The organism is Clostridium estertheticum (assembly GCF_011065935.2).
In the GTDB taxonomy this organism is placed as follows: Bacteria; Bacillota; Clostridia; order Clostridiales; family Clostridiaceae; genus Clostridium_AD; species Clostridium_AD estertheticum_A.
Genome location: NZ_JAAMNH020000001.1, coordinates 2,407,597 through 2,428,604, shown reverse-complemented (window position 1 = coordinate 2,428,604; position 21,008 = coordinate 2,407,597). Strand labels below are relative to the sequence as shown.

The following is a 21,008-nucleotide window of genomic DNA, read 5'->3' as shown; positions in this document are numbered from 1 at the left end:
ACTATGTGCTTAAATTAATAAATTTTGTTGAGTACTATTTACAAATAGAAAATTTTTCTATGGACCAAATAGTAGAGAAAAGAATTGCAAAATAGATATCGAGCAAATGATTTTAGAAGCTTTAAAAGCTCTAGCAATTTTGCTAGAGCTTTTTTAGATACTGTTTTTTATGTAAATGACTTTACTTATCATTCTTTAATGCTTCTATTAGTTTTATTGGATTTATCAGTTTGCCTGTTTTGGTTTCTTTACCTTCATTCCTTATCTCCATAGTATCACCTGTTTTCAGTGCTGTGCTCCAAAATAGTTCAGGAGTAATATTTGGTTTTACTTGGCAAGACAGGGCATATAGTCCAGCCAGATAAGGTTCCACTGAGCTCCACCCACCTATTCTATTAAAGCTATAATCTTTAACGCCTTCAAAACTTGCGTATGTTTTTGAACACATTGGCACTAATAAAATTTCTTTTGCTTCTAATTTATTATATTTTTCTTCATAATATTTAGCAAACCCGGGAATAGCTGCTATGAAAGAAATCCAATTACTCCATTTATGAGGTTTGTAGGAGGATTGTTTCTCTGGATCAGCCATAGGTTCTCTATCAACTCCATAATACCAAAACTTATTATTATAAGTTTCAAATATATTGGCAGAAATAACGAAAATCCCAGCTTCTTTTGCTCTTTCCACAGCTTGATTCATTTCCTTATATCCTTTATTATTAGGACACCATCCAACTGAAATTGATAATACTCTTATTTTGTCCTTTTCAATTAGGGTTTTATTAATCTCCAAAATTCTATCAACTGCCTTAGCAACCCCTATGAAATCTATTTTCGAATTATTTTCTTTAGTATTAAAATTATAGCAACCAACATAATAAAGCTTAGCTTTTGGTGCAACTCCTATTGTCTTCCCTACAGCAATTGAAGTCATTGCAGGTCCATGCATTGATGCTTCTCCCTCACAATCGCTCTCATCATAGAACTTTATCTGATCTTTATATTGTTCATGATCAACTAATAAGGGCTGGTCTACTATAGCAATATTAATTCCTCTACCATCTATACCCTCATTATTAAGCTTTCTTATTCCTAATCCCTGATTTTTACCAAGTTCTAAAATAGTATCAGGTTTAAAGCTTTCAGGCATTTTTTTAGGCCATTTAGTATGAGTACTAAAAGAAGAATTATTAAGTTCCGCACTATTTTGACTTAGATTGACATTACTTAAGTCACTATCTCGTAGATCAAGATAATCGTCAAATTTTAGTGCATCCTCTAAGTAATTTAATCTTTTACTTATTATTACATTAATATCACCAATAGGTTTACCTGCTACAGGGGGATGCCTCACAATATAAGTCTCACTGTTAGAAGTTGGAGTATTTTTACCATTAGAACTTTGCAATGATACAGTTACAACATTACTTTTTGCACTGCAACCAGAAAGCATTAAAACCATAGATAATGCTAATAAAAAATATATTTTTCTCATATGTATCCTCCAAATTTCTTAATTTGAAACACTATGTTTAATAAATAAACGCTTAGTCATTAATATACAACTTATTGATGCTACTAACATTACAAAGAATGCTAGATAAGGATATAATACAGGATGTCCCAGTATATTAAACTCTTTAAAATTTTTATATAGATAATCTGAATAAATATATCTTATATAGTAAAAATCCGTTAAATTCTTTAGCCCTTGTGGAAGAATACTTTGAATGCTTCCAATTACATTTATTGCTACCACAGCAACAATTCCTGTGAATGCTGGAATAAGCAAGTTTTTAGCTTTTGCAGAAACTACTAAAATGAATAACCCAAGAGCTATATCAGCAGCAAGATTAGTTAGAAATTGAAGAACAAAATATCCAAACATGCTTAAAGGGAATGCAACGGTGCTATAATAAATTTGTATAGGATTACTCCAGTTTCCATTACCTAGCATACTTATGTCTAAAATTGTCTGAAGTGTACATGCAAAACCTGCAATAACAAATATATATGCCACCGCTGCTAATAATTTTGCTCTTACTATAGGATTTCTTCCTTTTTTACTACTTAGTATTAGAGCATCAACACTAGTTGAATATTCCTCAGAAAATATTGGAGATATTCCAAGTATAATAAGAAACGCAATAAAGCAATATATATCATCATTATTAAAAATACACTGCCATATACTACTGTAACTATTGGTATCTGGTGATGCTATCTTTTTTAAGTAAGTATATTCTAGGTTCTTTTCCCTATAAGTATAACTATTTGTTCCGTTTACTTTTTCAAGTTTTGTTATTTCATTTTTTAGTTCAGTAAGTTGCTTCTCGTGATTTAACCACCATATGTTAGGATAAGAAATTGTGTTATATAATATCTCATACTTCTCTTTACTAATCATTATCGGATTTTGGCCACTCTTAACTGCATTATTATATGTTTTAAATACATTATTGATATCAGAAAGTTGCAAAGCTTTTAATAAAGTGAAACCTACAAGCATCACTATTCCAATAATTACTACCTTCTTCGAAAAAATTTTGTATAATTCATGTCTTACTAAATTCATAACTGCCTCCATCTATAAATCAAAGACTTTAATTTAATCAATATTTCCTTCTCTTAAAAAAATTAATGATATAAAATTATCGATTAATTAATAACCTGATGTTCTCTAAAAGATCGTTGCGTAATATATATAGAAATAATAGAAAATATTATTAAGGCAATACCACAAGCTAATATATTAAGCACAGGTGTTCCAAATATATTAAAAGTATTAAACCTGTTTAATAAATTATCAGGACTTATAAAATAACCATATGAATTTATAAGCCCAAGTATAGAGTGCTCAAGCCCCATTTTTTCAGCAAGATATGTAGGTATTAGAATTGCTGCAAAACTAACGAAGAATGTTGCCAGTAGGTTTCTTATCCGTGAAGAAAACATTAAAACCAATAATCCAGAGGCTAATATCCCTATAAATAGCATCAAGAACTTCAATAAATATACTTGGGATAAATTTAGATAATATGGACTAGTAGAATAAAATGACAAAGTTTGCATTGGGCTATCAAAACCGTCTATATCTCCATAGGATAAAATAGATGATAGAATCGTTGTAATTCCAAATATTAAAACAACCGAAGAAGAATAGATACATGAGGCAAGGACTTTTGCAATAATTATAGTTTTTTTACCATACTTGCTGCTTAAAATAAGTGCATCCATACCCTTTGAGTATTCTTCTGTGAATACTCCTGAAAGCCCCAAACATAAAAGTAATAATAACCCAACAAACAAGAAACTTGAACTCATAACATTAATGGCCCCCCAAAGACCTAAGTAATAAGGCTTTGCATTCACATTTACTTTTTTAAGCATATTAAGTTCCATAATTCTTGAATTATACGCATATCCAGTGATATCATTATGCTTCATTTCATTTAAATTCTTTTGCAATCCTAAAATACTTTCTATGTAGTTTGTTTTATTTTCCGCTAAACTAAAGATATTTGTATAGAGCCCCAACTCATCTTTTTCTTCTTGTGTAATTTGACTAAGTTTTGTTACATTACCACCAGTTTTATAATATTCTTTCACTAGGTTTTTACCCTCTATTGCTTTATTACCATGAGCAGGAATTATTGTACCTAATATTACAATTGCAACAAACACTGTAAGCGAAATTAAAAGGCTTTTCTTATAATAAATTTTATAAAGCTCATGCTTTAGTAAATTAAATAGCTTGCTCATCAGTTTGTTCCTCCTCAAAGTAATACATGTATAAATCCTCTAGTCTTGGCACTTCAACTTTTGCTTGGTATAAAGGTTTTGCATCACTTATTATTCTTACTTCAATACCTTTTTCACTTCTCATGATATTGCCTACTTTAAAATTTCTGTTAAGCTCATCAAGCTTATTTTCCTCAACTATAGCGCTCCATACTTTGTTTTCCATATTCCTTAGGATATTATCGATAGAATCCTTTTCAATAAGCTCTCCAGCTTTAAGCAGCAGCACTTCCTTTGAAATATATTCTATATCAGAAACAATGTGAGTAGAAAAAATTATAATTTTATCCTTTGACATATCTGATATCAAATTTCTGAATCTTATCCGCTCCTTTGGATCAAGTCCTGTGGTAGGTTCATCCAATATAAGAATTTTAGGATCATTTAGTAATGCCTGTGCTATTCCTATTCTTTGTTTCATTCCCCCTGAAAAGGTTCCTAGTCTTTTTTTACTAACTGCTTTCAAATTAACAAGATCAAGCAGTTCGTCAACCTTTCTTTCAGCAGAACGCGTATCAAGTCCCTTCAACGCTGAAATATACATAAGAAATCTATGAGCAGTAAAATCTTTATATACACCAAAGTTTTGTGGCAGATACCCCAGAATGTCCCGATACCTGTCTCCCATTACCTGAATATCCTCACCATTTAGAATAACTCTTCCACCTGTTGGATTTAAAATATCCGTCATTATTCTCATAAGTGTTGTCTTACCCGAACCATTAGGACCAAGAAGTCCATACACTCCTGGGGTTAGTTCCAACTTAAGGTTTTTAACAGCATATTTTTCTTTGTATTTCTTTGATATGTTTTCAAGCATTAATTTCAATTTGATTTCCCCTCTCAAAAATATTATTATATCTATTAATTAAAGCTTTTAGCTGTAGTGCTAACATTAATATACTGATTGATAATATAATCATGTAAATAGCAGTATTAAGTTGCATAATGCTATTTACAAGTTCCTTATTCATGTAAGTATATAAAATTACCATTGACCAAACTGATACAATCGCACCTACCGCATAATCTCCTTTAATTTTCATTGCTATCCAAAGGGATACTCCGGAAACCAATGTAAACGGTGTTAGCCACAGTACTGATAGCTTCCATAGATCTATATTGCTCCTAAACATGTATAGAAGGGCGGAAAGTGCTGTATTCATAAATATACTGTAAATTCCTATAACTAATATTCTTGAAAGCATTATCTCAATAGCTGATATTTTACAGCTTAGCTCAATTTCAAGAACACCACTGTCCCTACCTTTGAATACCTCAACTATACCTAAAATAGAAGGCAAAGGTGCTAACGCCATAATTGTTATGTATGGATTAATCTGATTAATAGATACAAAATACCCTACAAGGAATAATACGGTGCAGAAAGTCCAGTAAATCTTACTTATAAAAGCTATTTCTCCCGCTGCCATCCCTATAAGCTGACAGAACTTCGTAAGTCTTTCATTTTTTATTGGTACATATTGTCTCAGAACTTCTATAGTTACATCTATTTCCTCTTCACTTGGGAGTTCTATTGTATAATGCTGCATATACCTGAGCAAATCCTCTACTGCCTTGTCATCATTATCTGGTATTACCTGAGATTTAGCGTTAAAGTCCTTTGGCAATTTTTTCATTTTCATCACTCCTTACAAATACTTGCTTAAGTTTTTCTATGCCTTGCTTTAGTCTCGACTTTACCGTTGATTCATTACTTTGTGTTATATATGCAATATCCTTAATCTTGAGATCATGATAATATTTCAAAATTATAGCATTCCTTTGAAATTCCGGAAGTGTGCTAATTGCATTTTTAATCTTCTGCCTCTCAATTTTCCTACTCATTATTTCATAAACATTACTATTTTCATCAATTATATTTGTATCAAACTCTATGCTACTTTTATTTTTTATAAAGCCGCTACTTCTAAAATAATCATTGCAACTATTTGCCGCAATCCGTAGCAACCAATTCTTAAATTTTCCTTCATCTTTATAACACTTAATTGATTTAACAAGCTTTATTAAAACTTCTTGTGTAATATCAAAGGATGCATGATAGTCTCCAATATTTCTATATATAAAGGAAAATAATAATTTATAATGTTTTTTAACCAAAATTTCCATTGCATATTGATTCCCACTCTGTATTTCCTTAATTAATTCTTCATCAGTTAACATTCCACCACCACCCTTATACATATAATAACGTAAAGTTTTATTTAAAAGTTTTAAATAAAAAAAATATTTTGTATTTTTTCACAGATGTTCTTAAAAATGTATTATGCGATTTCTTTATTAGCTTTACGGATAAGGTGTAGAATATTTGATAAGTGATTGCATTGAAATGAGTTACTACTAAGAAAATCTGGATAATTCACACATCTTTTATTTATAGCGAGCATAGTAATGTGCTTCATGTGCATGATTTAGTGGATTTTGTATCTGATGAAGGAGAAGATCTTGCGCAGGCAGCAGCAAAATATTAAGGTGGTTATATTATATTTAATGATAAAAATTTAGTCATTATTTATTTAAAAATGTGAAGCAATTCCATATCTATTTACATATTATAATCCAGCAATAGACAAAATGGAGGAATTGCATGCACACATTATCAATTTTATTCTTTGCTTTATCTTCAAGTAGTGACAACTTTGTTATTGGATTAAGTTACGGAGCTAAAAAAATAAAAATACGTTTTATAAACAATTTACTTATAGCATTAATATCCTGTATAGGTACCATCGCAGCTATGTTATTTGGTAAGTTATTTATTAGGCTTATAGCACCTGGATATACAAATATGCTTGGTAGTTCAATTCTAATGCTCTTTGGATTATTTATGTTACTTAATACTTTCAAAAAAAAATCGAATGATAATAAAGAATTAACCTATGATAACTCTTCGAAAGTACATCATTATAATGAAATTATTAACCATCCTGAAGCAATTGATAAAAATAATTCAAATACAATTGAATTCAAGGAAGCTATCGTTCTTGGAATTATTCTCTGCATAAATAATATTGGGCTAGGCATAGGTGCAAGTATATCAGGACTAAACATTTATATAACATCATTATCTTCATTAATTTTTAGTATTTTATTTATTAAATTAGGATATTATTTTGGTAGCATAGTGACATCAGGTAAGCTGGCTAAGTATTCAGAAATTATCTCTGCTTGTGTAATTATTTTGCTTGGCATATATGAATTATTTATATGAAGAATTAATAGATATTACTATTTTTCTATTAATTAAAATACGTATGCATTTTAACTTAACCATTAACTGAAAAAGACATATTTATTATATTAGTCATAAATAGTTAAAAATCAAAAGCAGGAGTTAGCGTTAAAACTCCTGCTTTCTTTGTAGTTTAATATAACAGTTACTCTCCATGTGAATTTATCCCATGATTGTAATTAATTACTCTTAATAATTTTAATTAGCATATCTCCTATGCCCACACTATATCCACTGCAAGCATAGATTATGTTTATGCAATTATTAGTAATATCACAGGAGTTATTACAATTATTAGAAATAAGCACTAGTGGAAGTTTATCTGGATCCAAATACATTCTTCTAGCTATGGTAGCTATATTTTCGGAAAAGTCATCAAAATAAGTTTTTATACTTGGGATTAGATCATATACTCTTTGCAATGTTTTATTCTGCTTTGCAAAAGTATCTCTTAAAACAAATATAATTTCTCCCTTTATATCTATATAATCTTGATGCATTTCTATCATTTCATTTAAGATATGTTCAGTAGGTTCTTTACCTTCCTCTATCCATATAATGATATTTTTTTCATCTTTAATTAAATCAGAGGCATGTACTACATTTCTATTAATATCCCTAAGATTAAAATCTTGAAGCTCATAATTCTCTAGCATATCTGAAATTTTTGCATTTCTCAATTTTATATTTATAGCTTTTGTCTCCTTAAGCTTAACTTCAAAAGTATACTTCACTGCAAATATACTCCCATTAGGTAATCTGTTGGAGGTTAAAATTCTATAATGCCCAGAAGCAACACTAATACTCGCCTTATTACCCTCTAATATATCCACATCTAAAACAAGGGTTCTATAAACTCCATTTTCTAGCAATGCAATAGTCCAATTCTGATAGTACGTAAGCTTTGCCTTACTGGAATTAACAATTAAAATATGTGAATTTACTGAGTTATATTTATCCTCTACCTTTATAAAGCTCCCGTTACTTTCATTACAATATTTATAATATTCTATAGATAAATCACTACTATTAATCCTAGCAGGTATACCTAAACTTCTGCATACAGCAACAAACAAAATCTTTTTAGACATAAGGCTTCCCCTCCCTATTTTAATTACCTCTGCAGGGGTAGCATATAACTCCTCATATTCACGCTCTGGAAGTTCTGTAATACACTCTTTAATATAATTCCATACCTTCCTAGGACTTTTTATAAATTTATCTTTTAACTCACTAGCAAAATAGTTAATAATAAACTTCCTGAAATCAGTGATTTTTTCCATATAAATTCTTGGACAAAGTACATATTTAAAATATATTTCTTCAGGATAATTCGCCTCAAAACCGGTAGTATTATTAATGTGGGAATTTAGTACGCTACATTCGCTGTCTACATAATCCTTCACTGATAAACACATTAATAAATTTATTCTCTTTTTTAGTTCCTCATCATTATGGTGGTAATTTAAAAATTCTAATATTGACTTATAGTTTCCCATAGAACTTAATAGTATATTTCTAATTTCAGAATCATATTTACCTAAATACGGGGCTTTTTCTATTATGGCTACAATTTTATTGATCTTTTCTTCTCTAACTGTATTGCAATATTCAAATCTCTTTTTATGTGTAATTTTTTCTTCTTCAGTTATGTAACGCGCCAAAACCATTTTGTCAGATGGAGGTACTATATCAATGTCTAGTCCTTGCATTTCCTCTTCATAATCTACTGCATCATCAATATTGAATATAATTTCCGCTGAAACTTTTGTATCAACTATTCTGCATATAAATCTATCATCCTTTACCACATGAATAGCTATTACACCAAGTCCAATATTTATGTGGGCTTGTCCTTTTTCATCTGTACATAATCTTGCTATAGGTGTAAATTCAGAATAATTAAGTATTTCAAATCTCACTCCTACACCTTCTACAGGTTCACTTTTCGAATTTATAACCTTCACATAAAAAGCTTTTGAATCAGCATATCTGCTGATATTGCTAATAGTGATTACTGCCTTATTCTTTGAGATTACATCCTCATTTTTAAAATAACTGGAAAATACTCTACTGTGGATAACCATGGCTCTAGACGCTGCTGAGGTAAACCACCCTTTGCCTAGCACTGGTTCTGGCTCGCATGCCCCGAGATAATTCCACTTCCCATCACACCATACCTCTACCCACGCATGATTATCATCACAATGAGCCCATCTTGGAGTGTATATCTGCCTAGCTGGTATTCCCACACTTCGAAGAGCCGTAACTGTAAACGTAGCTTCTTCTCCACATCGTCCATATGCACATTTTAATACAGCGAGAGGCGACGCTGTCCTTTCATCCGTTGAATTATATGTTACATTCTCAGCACACCAATAGTTAACTTCTAAAACCGCCTGATATATGCTTTTATTTTCTAATCTATGATATAGTAAATCATAAAATATTTTTCTGCAATTTTCTATAGCCTCATTATTAATACGATAGTGAAGCACATAATTCAAGAAAATATCCTCAGGAATTGTAGCCCCCCAAGCTGTATTTCCCCTTAAAAAGATAGCATGTTTAACATATTCATAAAAAAGTTCAAAATCATAATTTGTGATATCACTTAAAGGCATTGTAGAATATAAGTATTCCATTAAAAACCTTTCCTCTTCTGTGCATAAAGAAAGCTTATAAAGTATATCATCTTTTTTATAGCCAAATAAGTCTAGCACCTCTATAAATCCAGAATTTACATATTGTTTTACTTCATCTGTATATACCACGTTTCACCTGCTTTAACATATTCTATACCTATCCCAACAATTATTTACTTGTCAATTTTAGCTGAAACTTCTCCAAAATTTCTCTAATCTTTGCTATTTCTTCACTTTGAGTTCTTAGAATCACATATTCACTAAGTATGGGAAATCCCATGCTTATATCTTCCCTTCTATATTTCATATCACTTTCAACCTCCATCTTTCCAGAAGTATGAACCGCACAGGATTTAGTGTAGCTTATTACATCTTCTACATTACTTGAATTTAAGCCACTTCCTATGAGAATTTCTATCTTGTGTTCTGATTTTTCCACCAGTTCTTTTAAAAGCTCTCTACCTTGCGTACAATCGTTTTTCTGACCCGAGGTTAAAATAGAATTAATTCCTAACTTCTTAGCTTGTTCTAATGTAGCAAAAGGATCTCTGCACACATCAAAGGCCCGATGAAGGGTTATATACATTCCTTCTGCCTCTGCTATAAGCTCTTTCATTCTATCTATATCCAATGTTCCATCTGGTTTTAACATTCCTATGACTACTCCGTGGGCACCAGCTTTTTTAAACATTTTTATATCTCTTTTCATTATTTCAAATTCATTTTCTGTATAACGAAAATTACCATATCTAGGTCTAATTAAAACATTCATTTTTATATTGGTTTTTTCTTTTATTAATTTGAATAAGTTTATATTAGGTGTAGTACCTCCAATAATTAGGTCACAGCAAAGCTCTAGGCGATTTGCTCCACCTTCTACTGCTTCCATTGCCGATTCTACAGAATCCACACAAACTTCTAAAACAAATGACATAATAGTTACTTCCTTTCTGAAAATAAGTGATACATAGATGTTACACCTGCTCCTGTAGCACCTGTTGCTTGATATTCATAAAGAGGTGTCTCTAGCCAAGCAGTACCTGCAATATCTAAATGTATCCAAGGTGTATCCTCAACAAATTTTTCTATAAATAAACCTGCTGTTATGGTACCACAATAATTTTTACCCACATTTTTTACATCTGCTATATCACTTTTAATCATGTCCCTATATTCATCATAAATTGGGAACTGAAAGTATTGCTCTCCAGACTTTTTGTAGCCCTTTTTAAATTCCTGATAGAACTCTTTATTATTAGTTAAAACTCCAGCAGTGTTAAAACCTAAAGCATTAACCACAGCACCCGTTAAGGTAGCTATATCAATAACCTTTCCTGCCTTTTCCTTTTGCAGTGCATAGGTTATCGCATCCGCCAGTATTAATCTTCCTTCAGCATCGGTGTTTAAAATCTCAATAGTTTTTCCCGACATAGAATTAATTACATCTCCAGGAATAAAGCTTTCTCTGGATACTCTATTTTCACATGCAGGTATAACCACCACCACATTTGCCTTCACTTTATTTTTGGCTAAGGCATAAATCGTCCCTATAACAGCAGCAGCTCCTGCCATATCACCCTTAATCCCAGCCATGGAACTTCCGGGTTTTAGGCAATAGCCACCAGTATCGCAAGTAACTCCTTTGCCTACTAAAGCAGTAATATCCTCACTTTCATCATCTCCAAAATATCTAGCTATTATGAGCCTTGGAGGGTTTCCGCTACTTCCTCCCACAGTATAAAAAGCATCCATTCCATTCTCTACTATATATTTTTCATCAAAAATCTCTACCTGAAAACCTGCATCTTCCCCTAATTTTCTTATATTTTCAGCCATAATAATAGGTGTAAGTCTATTTGCAGGAGTATTCACTAGGTTCCTAGCTAAAATAACCCCTTCGGAAAGATTCAGTGCAAGGTTTTTCTCCACATTTATTATATATTCCTCTTCCTGCGAATATCCTTTAAGAAATACATCATAATCCGTTTTTTCCTTTGAAGTAGTATAGCCCTTAAAGTTATAGAGTCCGAGCCTTATGCCCAAAACCACTTCCCCTATGCAGTATATTCCAAATTCCTTTAAAAATAGTGATAAATCAATAGCAACATTTTTAGCCTTATATTTTTTAAGCTGCTTTATACTATAAGCTACTATATCTTTAATCTTTGTAAGCTTAAAGCTAGAACATTCCCCCAGGCCTACATATAATATAGCATTATCTTTTATTCCATTAACATAAGGAAAGCAACTCTTATAACTACAATCAAATATTTTTTCAATACCAGCTGGAATATGCTCATTATTATTGTTTTTACTATCTGCAGGTTTCTCATAAACATACACAATCTTAAAATCACAGTTTTGTTTATTATTTACACCTATCACAAAATTCCTCCTATAAATTTTATATTAAATGTGAAACGTAACTTTTGATTTTTAAAACATTATTCTAAATTTAAAAATTCATTTAAAGCTAGTGTAGCGGCCCCAATAATTACTGATTCTTTTTTTAACTGCGAATACACAAGATTAAAGGTGCCTTTAAAAGGTTCCCAAATCAAGGAACGCCTCTTCTCAACTAGTTCAATCATCATAGGATATTGTTCAATTAAACGTCCGCTAAGTATAATCGTATCTGGACTGTACATGCAAGCTACATTATTAATTAATATGGCAATATACATTGCGGCGCGCTCTAATATACTAATCGCCCAATTTTCGCCATTTGTTGCACATTCGAAAATTTCTCCAATATTATTAATCTTATGGACTTTATTTGCTTCAGTAAGTAGTGCACTCTCTGCAATATAAGTTTGAAGGCACCCCCGTCTACCACATTCACACAGCATTCCATCGGGATCAACAATGGTATGCCCCACTTCACCTGCAATATTGCTTTCCCCCCTTAAAACATGTCCATCCATTACCAATGCCGAGCCTACACCGCTTCCTATACTAATCATTGCAAGTTTCGGCGAACTCTTGGCTACACCATAAATACTTTCTGCTAGAGCCTTTAACTTTACTGTATTATCAATACAGGTTTTCATATTAATTCTTTTATTTATCAGCTCAACAAAATCTATGTTTTTCCAGCCCAATTGCGCGGACAAAATTATTTTTCCATTTTTTGTATCTACGATTCCCGGCATTCCTATTCCCACACCGATAATTTTTGGTGTATTTATTTTTAGCTCCACAATTGAATTAATAATTATATATGCTAATTTGTCGGCCACTTCGTAAGCAGAATGCTTTGACGCATCATATTGAAACTCTTTCTGAAAAATAATTTTTCCAACAAAATTCACAATGCCTAGTCTTATAATATCTCTATTTAAATATACTCCAATAGTAGCTATTGAATCAGGGTATATACTCAAAAGTGTAGCTTTTCTCCCTACACCCTCTGAATAAGGCTCTGTTTCATACACTAATCCTATATTGCTCAGCTCAGATACAATCCGACTAATTGAGGTTGGACTCATACTTGTTAATCTAGCAATACTGGCTCTTGATATAGGCCCTTTATTTCTAATTATTTTAAGAACCATAGTTTTATTAAGTTTCTTCATATATTCCTGATCATGTTTTACTAAAATTTTCAAATAACTCCACTCCTCATAAATACATTGCTATCTTATGTTTATAAAAATTGTCTTTAGTAACTTTTCTACTAAGTTATCTATTATTGCTTCAATCCAGACATTGTAATTCCTTCAATAAATACCTTCTGCATTAGGAAGAACAAAATAATCATTGGCAGCATAAACATTGCAGAACCCGCCATTAGTAGAGCCCAATCTAATCCATGACTGGACGTAAACTGGCTAAGTCCGAGGGAAATAGTCCAATTACTACTGTCTGTCAAATAAATAAGTGGTCCCATAAAATCTGTCCACGACCAGATGAATGCAAAAAGTCCAACGGTAACAACAGCTGGTTTAGCAAGGGGTAAAATAACTTGAGAAAAAATTCGAAGCTCTGAAGCTCCATCAATTCTTGCAGCCTCTGATAAGTCCTCAGGGATTGTCATAAAAAATTGCCTCATGAGAAAAATAAAAAATGCTTTTCCAAAAAAATCGGGAACAACTAAAGGTAATATAGTATTTATCCAACCAATTTTAACATACAAACTGTAAAGTGGGATCATTGTAATTTGGAAGGGCAACATCATAGTTGCTAAAACCAGAATGAATACTTTGTCACGCCCTTTCCAATGCAATTTTGAAAAGGCATATCCAATGATTGGCGCAGAAATCACATTCCCCATTACTGCAAAGATAACAATTTTTACAGTGTTCCAAACGTAATGCATAAATGGAATTGTTGTAAGGGCCTTTGAATAATTACTAAGCATCAAGGGCTTTGGAATCCATTGGGGAGGAAATATAAAAATTTGTGTATCACTTTTTAATGATGTATCTACAAGCCATATGAATGGGAAAATAAAAAACATCCCAATTGCTATCAATATTACATAAGATAAAATCTTTTTTCTTTTTGAAACAACCATTTATTATTCCCCCTCGTAGTAAACCCATTTTTTAGAGCTTTTCAATATAAGTAATGTCACAAGCAGTATGACTAATAACATAACCCAAGCAAGAGCACTAGCATATCCAAACTTCAAATATGAAAATGCCTGCTGATAGATATTAACAGCATAGAAGAGAAGAGAGTTCTTTATTCCTCCGATAGGACTATTTCCAGAGCCTGCAGCGCTAATTATAAAGGATTGTGTAAATACATTAAACCCTGCAATAACTCCACTTATGATTTGAAATAGTGTAATTGGTGTAAGAAGTGGCCATGTAACATGCCTAAATTTACTCCACACACCACCTCCATCAATTTCAACTGCTTCATAATAGGAGGATGGAATATCGCCAAGACCTGCAAGGTAAATTATCATAGTACTTCCAATACCCCATAGGGACATAAGAATAACTGCTGGTTTCGCCCATTCTGCAGAAGATAGCCAAAGAGGTTGACCTAAATTAAAGAATCCCAAGATTGCATTTACTAGTCCATATTTTGGGTTTAAAAGCCAAACCCAAAGGAGCGCCCCAGCTACGGGAGGCATTAGAGAAGGTAAAAAATATACTGCACGATAAAATGCCCTCCCCTTTACCTTCATATTTAAAAGTAAAGCAGTAATAAGTGCTGCAAACAACTGTAAACCTACTCCAAAAATCACATAATAAAGAGTATTATACAGTGAGGTATAAAATTCAGAACTATGAAACATGTCCTTAAAATTTGCAATTCCAATCCATTTTGGTGGATCAAATAAATTATATTCTGTAAAACTATAAAAACCTGTAGCTATTATGGGGTATAAACTAAAAGCTAAAAATCCTATTATCCAGGGGGCCATAAAAAACAGTGCAAGTTTTTTTTGGTTTTTTTGTAAGTCATACTTCTTTTGTTTTCTTTGTAGATTATGTACCTTATTCAACTTTTCTACTGTACTTATTTCTACTTTCATATCTACAATCCTCCTACCTTACGATTTTAATTCAAGGAGTTTATTAAAAAACTGCTAGTCAACGGATGTAAACTCTGACAAATCAATCAATTGCCACTCTTCACCCCTTGACTAGCAAGTAATATTATTATTTCTCTCTACTCTTTACCCATTCATCAGCCATTGGTTGAATCTTTTTAGCAACATTATCTAATGCTTGGGTTGGTGTAATTTCGCCATCATAAGCCTTTTGTTCTTGCAATGTCAGTTCATTAACGTATTCCTTTGTAAAAGGCACAGCTGGAAGTGCATTTGCATGCCCACTCTTCACTATTTGAATAAATGGAACTAATTCAGGTGCTTTTGTAGTAAATTCTGGACTATTAATTGCTGATAAGGATGCTGGTAGACTTCCCTTTGCTGTACAAAAGTTAATATTTGGAGAATCAGATGTTAACCAATTGATAAATTCATAGGCTGCATCTTTATTTTTACATGCTTTTGATACATAAAGCATACCACTTTGAATTTGTCCACCATTACTAAGCTCTGGATGTCCATCTGGATATGGAATAGGAACCATTCCGTAATTTATGTCCTTTGCGTACTTTTTAAGGAATGTTGTGAACCATTCTCCCTCAATATCAAATGCAAGTTGTTTCTGAAAGAATGGGTTATTTGGTGACTCATATTCTCCAAATCCACTCTTAAATTTTTTGACCTCAGCTACATTATAGGGATTTTGATAAGATGCAACCTTAAAGCTTAATGCCTCGATGTTCTCTTTACTGTTACATGTAACTTTGTCAGTTTTGTAGTCATAGAACTTTTCACCATATGCGAAGGACATGTTTAAAACATCTAGCCATGGAAAATCAGATACATATCCTAGCTGTGTATAGGCTCCCTTGGCATCTTTTTTAGTCAACAATAATGCATCTTTCTTCAATTCGCTTATTGTTTTTGGTGGATCTTTAATTCCCGCCGCTGCTAACATGTCTTTGTTGTAATATAGCATATAGGAGTCCATTGTATAAGGAATTGCATACTGTTTGCCACCATAGTTCCCTAATTTCCAAACAGGATCTGGATAGTTTTTGCTATCTATTTTGTATTTACTTATCATATCATCCAATGGCGCAACAGCTCCTACACTTGCCCACTTAGATAATGTATAGTCAATTACATATCCAATATCAGGTGGATTTCCACCTGTTAATGCTGTTAATTGCTTGGTCGAAGTAGTACCTGATAGTGGATTGACATGAATTTGAGGATGTGTTTTATTAAATTCGTCCACAACTTTTTGCATTTCATCCGCTTCTCCACCCTTCCACAAATGCCAGAATGTTATGTTTGCAACTTCTTTAGTAGTGGTTTCTTTAGTAGTACTGCTTGGCTTACTATTACTTGAACACCCAGTAATCGCCACTAACATAACACATGTTAACAGCATAGATAAGATTGCCTTGGTTTTTTTCACAAAAATACCCCCTCTAATTTAGACCTTCTGTTCATTATTTATATTGATGTATCCAGCTAAATTCTACCTCCTCCCATTTATGTTTAATTAAAATCAACTCATTTTATTGAGTTTTACATAGCTTTTATTTTTCAAATAAAACCATCCAAACATTTGGTATAGTCTTACTTCAAAATTTAAATAATACCGATTCTTGTCAATATAAAATAAATCTCGCTATGTCAGTTTCTCCACTGGTGTTATGTATTTATAAATTTATTACTTATTTTTATGTTTTTTTGTTATTTTATAGAAAATAATATGACAATTAATCCACTCACTGGATTAATTGTAGTTTATCAGATTAAATTGCAATTGTCAATATATTCAGTAAATTAACATTCTACAACAATATCGTGAAATAACTAACTTAACGTGAAAAGAACCACCAAAGTTTACTTCAGCAGTTCTTTCGCCAATATTTATTGTTTTTTTTCCAACTTCCCAACTTTTCGATTCAAACTTTACATCTATAAAATATATTATTTTAAGATTATATCAATACTTTAATTAAAAGGGGTTTTCACTAAATTCCCATCATTTAGTGATGCAATTCCATCACTATATAATTGAAGGAATTTACCCTTGTAAGTCGTTTCTTTCTTTGTCTGAAGTTCTGTTACAGTACCTTTATTCTTATCATTTATATAAACCTTCCCGCTAGCTGTAACAAATAAGTGATCTTTGCTTACTGGGGTATTTAACGGAAGTGACTGCCAGCTACCGTTCAATTTGCCAAAATATATCTTATCAACGTTATTATTACTATCCACATTTCCAATATAACCCGTGTCATTATCGTCTATCCCAAGTAGGCATGATTTTGTTGAACCAATTAATCTCAAAGCATGGTCTGCTGCTCCAGTTGTAGTCGCATAAACCATGTTATTGGTTAAATCTTCGTATAACATTTTATCTTCATGGGGTATTACTCCAATATTACCTATATATTCAGATTTAGTAGTGATTTTCTTTCTAGATTTCATTACGTTTACCCAATATATAGAATTATTTTTATAACCATTTCTTACCTTTATGTATATTACATTTGTAAGAGGCGCTGCTTCAATATCCTTTACTTTAGATGTTGAACTAACCATTAAAACATCAGTTACTTTACTTTTTTGTGAATCAGTAACATCATAATATGATAAGGAAAGATTTCTATTTTCCGTTTCTACAATAAGCATTCTATTTCTATCTGGGAGCCATTTATAAAAAGATATTTTAACTCCATTAGAGGAACCTACATTAACACTCTTACCTGTTATAGTATTAACTACATATAGCTCATCATTTAAATAATAGGAAATATAACTCGCATCATAAGAAACATTTATGGTGGTAGCATTACTGGGTACATTAGCTTTAGAAACAGAAGTCTTATTACTCGTGCTTGAGTCTCCTACCCTTTGAGATTTTACATTAGTATCTGAAGTTAAAAAATAGTTGTTCAAATAGAAAAGTCCACCAATTTGTATTATTAATGAAATCATAATGCATATCATCATTTTTTTATATACTTTTTTCATATATTACTCTCCTATCGGTTAATGTTTAACGATAAAAGCGGATGGAACTGCTCTTTCGCCAAGTGCATCACAAGGGTTATTAATAATGCTATCATTATTGTACATTGTAGTTGATGAACCACCATCCAAATTAGAGGCGCTATATGCTCCATATTTAAGCATTATATTCTGTACATCTTTAAGTGAGGCCCCAATGCTTCTACTTGTTCTTCCATTAATCGCAAGAAATATTATAGCGCCATCCGTGCGCTGTCCAATTGCTGTCCTCGGTGCAATTCCCCAGCCTCCATCCCCAGATTCGATTGTTCCTTTACCATTAACCACAAGAGCAGGGCCAAAAGATACTGCATCGGTTACGGAAAGCTTCTTTAATTCATTCAAACTGTATGGACCTACCAAAAGTTGTGCCTTTTTTGTAATTGCTGTAACATCAAATTTTTTATCAGGATTTTTTATATCATTAAATTTGATAATTCCATTACTCATAATAATACCCGTTGGTTTTCCTCCCGTACCAGTGAACCTCGTATTAGTTGAGGATGAGTCTGAAAAGCCCCCTGCATTAATAGCTGCTATAGCATTATTATCCTGTGCTATCTGACTTGTTAGTTCTCCCTGTGTTCCCAGTTTATTACTGTAGCCAACTTTAACTCTTGTTGGGTCCTTAATAATAAGTACGAAGCCTGTGAACTTTATTCCATTTGAAATATTATATCTTTCAATACTATTGTCATGGGTATTACTAAACTTAATAAGGTTATTATTGCCTTGCTTCACAATTTGAACTGTGTCTTCGCTTTGAATTTTTTGAATTTCCGCATCGGATAAAAACAATTTTGCAATCCATTGATGTCTAAGTGTAGTCATTGAAGCATCTACAATAGTTTTTTTTACATTAGTAAATGGTCCATGAAATATAATTAATGGACCAGTAATCCCAGTAAATATTAATCCGAAAATCAGATAAAATATAAAGCTTTTTAACTTATGATTCTTTTTTCGTCTTGACATATTATTTGAGCCCATTTTTTTCCTCCTATGTTTCCCAAAATTAATTTTATACTATTTCCAGAAAATCCACAGATTCCACGCATTTTTTAGTCTCCATTTACTATGATTATAATAATATTTTATATTTAAAGTCAAGGAATCTCCTTAAATTATGATATCTTTAATAATTTATAATTTTGCTTTGACTTGGACAATTTTAATCTGATACATCAGTATTGCATTGTAACATTAAAATAACATTAAAATAGTATTAAAAAAATGCTAATTTTACATCCATCAAAGTTCAAAATCAACATCTTAGGTTTAATATGCCTTTTATTTTATATACTATGGCTACCAAACATATCCTTCATTTGTACATAGTTCCTTTACTTATTTTCTGTAATTGTGTATTATAGTGTTTATGTTAATGTAATTAAAACATTTACGATAATATGTCGAAAGATAAAATTATATTTAAGGGGATGATGAATTGAACAAGAAATTCGGGTTAACCATAATAGCACTTGTTGTAACTATGAGCGCTGGTTTTACTAACGTATATGCAGATCCAGCATCAGATAGAGCAAAAATTCAGCAGGTTCAGACTCAAAGAAATGACCTTGAAAATAAAATTGGGATGATGGACCATCAGATTGAAACAATTATGTCTAAAATCAGTATTAATGAAAACACTATAACTAAAACACAAAAGGATATTAAAGAAAATCAAATAAATATTGCAAAAGCAGAGGATAATATTAAAGAAGAACAGATTCTTTTTGATAAAAGAATGAGAGTAATGTATATGAATGGCTCATCAGGCTATATAGACGTTATACTAGGCTCCACAGATATAGCCGATCTTATATCCAGATTTGAAGATATCAAAACGATAATAAAATTTGATCAAAATGTTATTAATGATTTGAAAACAAAACAGACAGCAATTAATTTAAAGAAGGTAGAGCTAGCTACAGAAAATACAACCTTGCTTTCTTTAAGAGATGACAATAAAAAGAAGTTAGCTACTTTAACCAAACAAAAATCAGACCAAACTGTGTTGGTAGCACAATTAAATGCGGAGGAAAAGCAATATGGTGCACAACTGGTAACCGACGAAGCCATTGCAGCAAGACAAGTTGCCGAGGCAAGACAAGCTGTTATAGCAGCAGAACACGCTACTGCAGTAAGACAAGCTACAGCAGCAAACCAAGCTACTATAGCAGCAAGCCAGGTAGCTGCAGCAAACCAAGCTCCTCCAACAAACCAAGTTGAACAAGGTAGTACTGCATTTTCTTCTAACTCTGTTTTAGCATATGCTTCAACTTTTCTTGGCGTTCCGTATGTGTGGGGTGGGACAAGCCCATCAGGCTTTGACTGCTCAGGCTTTACACAATATGTATTTGCACATTTTGGAGTAAACCTACCAAGGGTTTCAGAAGACCAACAAAACGTAGGAACACTTGTATCTAGGGATAATCTTCAACCGGGAGATTTGGTATTTTTCGGAACGCCCGCTCATCATGTAGGGATATATGTTGGGAATGGTAACATGATAAATGCACCTCACACAGGTGCTGTAATTAGAATTCAAACACTTAATAATGATTTTACATATGGACGAAGAGTTAATTAAAAAAATGGAAGATTAAATACTACAAATACAATAATACATTTGATGTATTAGCCATACAAAGAATGGAAAGCAGTTACATAGTACTGTTTTCCACATTACAGGGCAATTTAATCTTATAATATATTGCTTTAAATGTAATTTCCCTCTTCTCAG

Annotated in this window: 17 protein-coding genes; 2 read left to right on the top strand and 15 right to left on the bottom strand. The window is 32.0% G+C overall.

The features are described from left to right. Positions 1-181: 181 nt before the first annotated feature. From G9F72_RS11320 to G9F72_RS11295, 6 genes are all read right to left on the bottom strand, one after another. The gene (locus G9F72_RS11320) at positions 182-1,498 is read right to left on the bottom strand and encodes a S8 family serine peptidase (protein WP_164958972.1); all 1,317 of its coding nucleotides are present in this window, start codon (positions 1,496-1,498) and stop codon (positions 182-184) included. A gap of 18 nt (positions 1,499-1,516) precedes the next feature. Beyond that, positions 1,517-2,578: a hypothetical protein gene (locus G9F72_RS11315; protein ID WP_164958971.1), complete on the bottom strand. Its 1,062-nt coding sequence runs from the start codon at positions 2,576-2,578 to the stop codon at positions 1,517-1,519. Between the two features lie 83 nt (positions 2,579-2,661). After that, positions 2,662-3,765, bottom strand: a complete 1,104-nt coding sequence (locus G9F72_RS11310) for a hypothetical protein (RefSeq protein ID WP_164958970.1) — start codon at positions 3,763-3,765, stop codon at positions 2,662-2,664. After that, positions 3,749-4,633 carry an ABC transporter ATP-binding protein gene (locus tag G9F72_RS11305; RefSeq protein WP_164958969.1) on the bottom strand — a complete coding sequence of 295 codons (885 nt, stop codon included), beginning with the start codon at positions 4,631-4,633 and terminating at the stop codon, positions 3,749-3,751. Before G9F72_RS11305 ends, G9F72_RS11310 begins: the two co-directional genes overlap by 17 nt. After that, entirely contained in the window at positions 4,617-5,444 is an 828-nt protein-coding gene (locus G9F72_RS11300) for a hypothetical protein (protein ID WP_164958968.1), read from the bottom strand. Before G9F72_RS11300 ends, G9F72_RS11305 begins: the two co-directional genes overlap by 17 nt. After that, positions 5,419-5,988 (bottom strand): RNA polymerase sigma factor, encoded by a 570-nt coding sequence (locus G9F72_RS11295; protein WP_164958967.1) that lies wholly within the window; start codon positions 5,986-5,988, stop codon positions 5,419-5,421. Before G9F72_RS11295 ends, G9F72_RS11300 begins: the two co-directional genes overlap by 26 nt. 424 nt (positions 5,989-6,412) lie before the next feature. Here G9F72_RS11295 and ytaF point away from each other — a divergent pair, with 424 nt between their 5' ends. Next, positions 6,413-7,036, top strand: a complete 624-nt coding sequence (gene ytaF, locus G9F72_RS11290) for a sporulation membrane protein YtaF (RefSeq protein WP_164958966.1) — start codon at positions 6,413-6,415, stop codon at positions 7,034-7,036. 200 nt (positions 7,037-7,236) lie between these two features. On the opposite strand, the gene G9F72_RS11285 is transcribed toward ytaF, so the two are convergent. From G9F72_RS11285 to G9F72_RS11245, 9 genes are all read right to left on the bottom strand, one after another. Continuing rightward, complete coding sequence (locus G9F72_RS11285) at positions 7,237-9,831, bottom strand: transglutaminase domain-containing protein (protein ID WP_164958965.1); 2,595 nt, start codon at positions 9,829-9,831, stop codon at positions 7,237-7,239. Positions 9,832-9,871: 40 nt separating this feature from the next. Next, positions 9,872-10,636, bottom strand: coding sequence for a copper homeostasis protein CutC (locus tag G9F72_RS11280; protein WP_164958964.1), 765 nt, complete (start codon positions 10,634-10,636; stop codon positions 9,872-9,874). A 5-nt stretch (positions 10,637-10,641) separates the two neighbouring features. After that, positions 10,642-12,087 (bottom strand): leucyl aminopeptidase, encoded by a 1,446-nt coding sequence (locus tag G9F72_RS11275; RefSeq protein WP_164958963.1) that lies wholly within the window; start codon positions 12,085-12,087, stop codon positions 10,642-10,644. Positions 12,088-12,146: 59 nt separating this feature from the next. Continuing rightward, positions 12,147-13,310: an ROK family transcriptional regulator gene (locus tag G9F72_RS11270; RefSeq protein WP_164958962.1), complete on the bottom strand. Its 1,164-nt coding sequence runs from the start codon at positions 13,308-13,310 to the stop codon at positions 12,147-12,149. A gap of 80 nt (positions 13,311-13,390) precedes the next feature. Further along, on the bottom strand, positions 13,391-14,218 hold the full coding sequence (locus tag G9F72_RS11265; protein ID WP_164958961.1) for a carbohydrate ABC transporter permease: 828 nt from the start codon (positions 14,216-14,218) through the stop codon (positions 13,391-13,393). Positions 14,219-14,221: 3 nt separating this feature from the next. Continuing rightward, positions 14,222-15,193 carry a carbohydrate ABC transporter permease gene (locus G9F72_RS11260; RefSeq protein WP_164958960.1) on the bottom strand — a complete coding sequence of 324 codons (972 nt, stop codon included), beginning with the start codon at positions 15,191-15,193 and terminating at the stop codon, positions 14,222-14,224. Positions 15,194-15,320: 127 nt separating this feature from the next. Further along, a complete protein-coding gene (locus tag G9F72_RS11255) occupies positions 15,321-16,655 on the bottom strand; it encodes an ABC transporter substrate-binding protein (RefSeq protein ID WP_164958959.1) in 1,335 nt (444 codons plus the stop codon). Between the two features lie 545 nt (positions 16,656-17,200). Continuing rightward, positions 17,201-18,226, bottom strand: coding sequence for a hypothetical protein (locus G9F72_RS11250; RefSeq protein WP_164958958.1), 1,026 nt, complete (start codon positions 18,224-18,226; stop codon positions 17,201-17,203). 18 nt (positions 18,227-18,244) lie between these two features. Next, a complete protein-coding gene (locus G9F72_RS11245) occupies positions 18,245-19,252 on the bottom strand; it encodes a phosphodiester glycosidase family protein (protein WP_164958957.1) in 1,008 nt (335 codons plus the stop codon). A 457-nt stretch (positions 19,253-19,709) separates the two neighbouring features. Between G9F72_RS11245 and G9F72_RS11240 the strand changes: the two genes are divergently transcribed. Next, complete coding sequence (locus tag G9F72_RS11240; RefSeq protein ID WP_224676088.1) at positions 19,710-20,855, top strand: NlpC/P60 family protein; 1,146 nt, start codon at positions 19,710-19,712, stop codon at positions 20,853-20,855. Positions 20,856-21,008: the final 153 nt, after the last annotated feature.

What these genes read in the sequence shown, in the direction of transcription:
- G9F72_RS11320 (WP_164958972.1), bottom strand. Translation starts at nt 1,498, where the DNA reads ATGAGAAAAATATATTTTTTATTAGCATTATCTATGGTTTTAATGCTT.
- G9F72_RS11315 (WP_164958971.1), bottom strand. Translation starts at nt 2,578, where the DNA reads ATGAATTTAGTAAGACATGAATTATACAAAATTTTTTCGAAGAAGGTA.
- G9F72_RS11310 (WP_164958970.1), bottom strand. Translation starts at nt 3,765, where the DNA reads ATGAGCAAGCTATTTAATTTACTAAAGCATGAGCTTTATAAAATTTAT.
- G9F72_RS11300 (WP_164958968.1), bottom strand. Translation starts at nt 5,444, where the DNA reads ATGAAAAAATTGCCAAAGGACTTTAACGCTAAATCTCAGGTAATACCA.
- G9F72_RS11295 (WP_164958967.1), bottom strand. Translation starts at nt 5,988, where the DNA reads ATGTTAACTGATGAAGAATTAATTAAGGAAATACAGAGTGGGAATCAA.
- ytaF (WP_164958966.1), top strand. Translation starts at nt 6,413, where the DNA reads ATGCACACATTATCAATTTTATTCTTTGCTTTATCTTCAAGTAGTGAC.
- G9F72_RS11280 (WP_164958964.1), bottom strand. Translation starts at nt 10,636, where the DNA reads ATGTCATTTGTTTTAGAAGTTTGTGTGGATTCTGTAGAATCGGCAATG.
- G9F72_RS11265 (WP_164958961.1), bottom strand. Translation starts at nt 14,218, where the DNA reads ATGGTTGTTTCAAAAAGAAAAAAGATTTTATCTTATGTAATATTGATA.
- G9F72_RS11260 (WP_164958960.1), bottom strand. Translation starts at nt 15,193, where the DNA reads ATGAAAGTAGAAATAAGTACAGTAGAAAAGTTGAATAAGGTACATAAT.
- G9F72_RS11250 (WP_164958958.1), bottom strand. Translation starts at nt 18,226, where the DNA reads ATGAAAAAAGTATATAAAAAAATGATGATATGCATTATGATTTCATTA.
- G9F72_RS11245 (WP_164958957.1), bottom strand. Translation starts at nt 19,252, where the DNA reads ATGGGCTCAAATAATATGTCAAGACGAAAAAAGAATCATAAGTTAAAA.